Origin of the sequence: Dolichospermum sp. LEGE 00246 (assembly GCF_015207865.1) — a bacterium.
In the GTDB taxonomy this organism is placed as follows: Bacteria; Cyanobacteriota; Cyanobacteriia; order Cyanobacteriales; family Nostocaceae; genus Dolichospermum; species Dolichospermum heterosporum.
Genome location: NZ_JADEWA010000548.1, coordinates 1 through 3,218, shown reverse-complemented (window position 1 = coordinate 3,218; position 3,218 = coordinate 1). Strand labels below are relative to the sequence as shown.

2 protein-coding genes are annotated in these 3,218 nt (G+C 42.8%); both read right to left on the bottom strand.

All coding sequences use genetic code 11. The features are described from left to right. Positions 1-395: 395 nt before the first annotated feature. Positions 396-2,747 (bottom strand): DUF3769 domain-containing protein, encoded by a 2,352-nt coding sequence (locus tag IQ228_RS23775; RefSeq protein ID WP_027403223.1) that lies wholly within the window; start codon positions 2,745-2,747, stop codon positions 396-398. Positions 2,748-2,995: 248 nt separating this feature from the next. After that, positions 2,996-3,112, bottom strand: a complete 117-nt coding sequence (locus IQ228_RS23770) for a photosystem II reaction center protein I (protein WP_035082549.1) — start codon at positions 3,110-3,112, stop codon at positions 2,996-2,998. Positions 3,113-3,218 lie beyond the last annotated feature (106 nt).

Below are 3,218 nucleotides of genomic sequence, written 5' to 3'. Positions count from 1 at the left end.
GGGGAGGTGGGGGAGGTGGGGGAGGTGGGGGAGGGAAGAACAGAAGTTTTTTTCCGCTCATTACCCTGTGGGTTGGGTTTCGCTATCGCTCAACCTAACAAAATTCTTGATAATGTTGGGTTATGGCTGATGCCTCCGGCGATAGCGAAGCGCTGCTGCAAGCAGTTCGCAGGGATACGCCACACTTCGTGAACTTGATTGCTTCTCGTCCCTCGCAATGACTGTAAATATTTTTGTCCGATAAAAGTTACTAAAATCCGTGAAATCAGCGCAATCCGTCTAATCCGTGATTCAGACCTTTTTCCCTGCGTAATGCATATAATCCGCAATTCTAACCTTATTTTTTTCAAAATGAGAATTGCTGGGCAAATACGGGCGGTTGCCCCTATGGATTTTTAATTATCTTGACGGATTACGCCACCAACAACGGGTTTAATTTCTCCACTGGAAAATGGATCTGTGCCACCTGTCCAATTAAAGTCACTAATGCGAATACTAAAACCGCCTAATTCTAGCACCGGATTATAACGCAGAGTAATACCGTAGGTGCGGCGGCTGTATTCGACTATGTAATCAGTGCTGGTGCTTTTACCTGTATCTAGATTAATGGATGTTTGCAAACCTAACTTAAGTGATCCATAGATTTGCTGATAAAGTCCTGCATTCAGGACTCTGTTATCCACTGAACGATCAAAAAGAAAGGGTGATAAACCGCTATTAGTTCCTTGGGAGTAGGTGAGATTAAAGGCGGTATAATCTAAGTAAGGGCGAGAGAAGTTACCAATCTGTCCTACTAAGCCAATAGTCCCAGTTAAGGTAGTTTGGTTATCACTGCTACTATAATAGCTAGTAGTTCCTGTGACACCTGCGATCGCCTGCAAATACGGTACGATAGGAGTAGGGGTATATTTTAATCCCTCACTAGCTGTAGCTGCCAATGGTTTCCCTTGCCACAAATTGATACCACCACTCAAGGCCACAGTTCCTTGTAAACGACCCAGAGAAATGCGATCGTTTTTTCGTCCTGGTGAGAGTAAATCTTGACGGTCAGTATTTGCATCTATATATTGAGCGCCGCCTTGATAACTAAGATTAATACCGGTTTTGCCTAAAGGAATAATAGGAGAACTGATGATGCCACCGAGACTACTTTGGACAGTTTGATAGCCAAGGCTACCATTATATAGGCGATCGCGGTAAATAGACTCCAAACTCAATATATAAGGATTAACATTACCCAAATTTTGGCGTAACCGCAAACTTCCGCGCAAGTTATTTTCTAACTGATTGAAATCAAAACTAGTTAACTCCCCCGCACCTTCCAAAATAGTTTTCGGACTAAAAACAGCATTTAGCCTAGTCTTCACCCCAAATAAACTAGCCACATTCTCCCTATCTTTAAAAGTCCTTTGCAGATAAAACTGGGGCGTAATAGTCCAACGTTTTTGATTAACATTAATCGGTTCAAAATCCCGTTCTAAATACAAACCACCTCGTTTACTCGTATCAAAACCAGGAGAAACAATAGTCGGATTTACTTTACGTGGACGACGATCTATTGTCCGACTATTAACAGGCAAAGGGATAACAACCTTTTGATCAAAAACCACCCTTTGACGCTGGGTAGTAATTTTATCTATCAAAGGCGCTTCCCGCGTCACATTTACCTGCTCCGCTCTTAATTCTAATTCTGGTGGTGAAAAAGGATCATTAGTAATTCTCACATCTTGCGCTTGAAAACCTCGCGGATAAAATTCAATCCGTTGAGCTTCAAACCTGAATCGTTTCACCGTACCCCCAGACTTAGGCGCAGGGACGTTTCGCGCATCTGATTGACCACTAGCACCAAATTGGATACCCCCTGAACTGTTCACACTCGTCAGCGGCTGATTAGCGCGAATGCGATTACTTAACGGCTGGCTAGATACACCCCCTGCCGTAATATCTGTAGGTAGAGTTGGTGAAAAAGCAAAATCTGTACTTGCTGTGGGGATATAAAGTTCACCTTTACCGGTTTCTAAATCCCCATTATCTTGAATAAAATTATAGGTAAACCGTTGTCCCTGGAGTACCTGATTACCTCTAGTTAAAACCACATTACCTTCCCCCACCGCAATCAAATTATCCAAATTAATTTGTAGGGTATCGGCATCAATCACAGCCCCATCAAATCTGACGACAACATTACCATCAGCAGTGACAACTCGCCTTTGCTCATCATACTCCTGGCGATCGGCAATTACTTCCACAACTCTGCCTTTCCCCACAGGAATCTTCTCTACTGTCGGCGGTTGGGGTGACGGCGGAAATTCTACAGTCCTAGGTGTAGACTCTTGATTTTCGGGATTGCGAAGCTTGAATTCAATAATATTTTGGATTGGTGCAGCAGGTTTCTTATCACCAACAGACAGCCGTAATTTCCCCCCCGATTCCTGTAAATTCACATTACTGGGCTGATTTGGGGGAATAGATGTTTCCGCTAAAACTGCCGATTGTTCAGGATAGCTAGGTAAAGAATTGGGTGCTAAATTTTCCGGTGGAGATAACAGAGAAAAAGACTTCTCAACAACATTTGCCTGGAATAGGCTGGTACTTGATTGATATTTGTCATCCTGATTTTTACCAACAATTATCAGTTTTCGCTCATCAGTTTTCACCTTGATAATAGGAGCAGAAGCAGCATCATCAACTGGTTTTAAAGATTCAAGACTTGGAGGTAGCTGAGGCGGTAATACTGGATGAAACATATTTTCAAGCTGACCAAAAAGCAAAAAATAAGTAGTGAGACAGAATTAATTACACAATGTCATTGCGTTAGCGCAGCGTGGCGTTAGCCATATATAACGAAGTGAAATGAAGCAATCGCCAGGGTTGTGATTGCTTCCCTTCGCTCGCAATGACTGTAAATATTTTTGTCCAATTACTTAGCCGGAAGGTTAAATCACATCTTAGCCTGTTTCTACCTTCCAGCCACTAGCGCTAATTTATTGGCTATTTATTCTGCATCCCGACGACCAGGGTTACGGGCTGGGTCATTAGACAAAAACCCGAATATGAAAATGCTAACAAACAAACCGACGACAATATAAACAGCGATTTTTAAACTCAACATAGAACTAACTCCCAGGGGTTTACCAAATAGTAATTAACTTATCTTACCCATATCTTGTTCCTTTTGCGAAGGAATAGGAAGAGGCAGGGGGGCAGGGGGCAGGGGG

Excerpts from the sequence above, each read along its gene's own strand:
- IQ228_RS23775 (WP_027403223.1), bottom strand. The coding sequence starts at position 2,747 with ATGTTTCATCCAGTATTACCGCCTCAGCTACCTCCAAGTCTTGAATCT.
- IQ228_RS23770 (WP_035082549.1), bottom strand. The coding sequence starts at position 3,112 with ATGTTGAGTTTAAAAATCGCTGTTTATATTGTCGTCGGTTTGTTTGTT.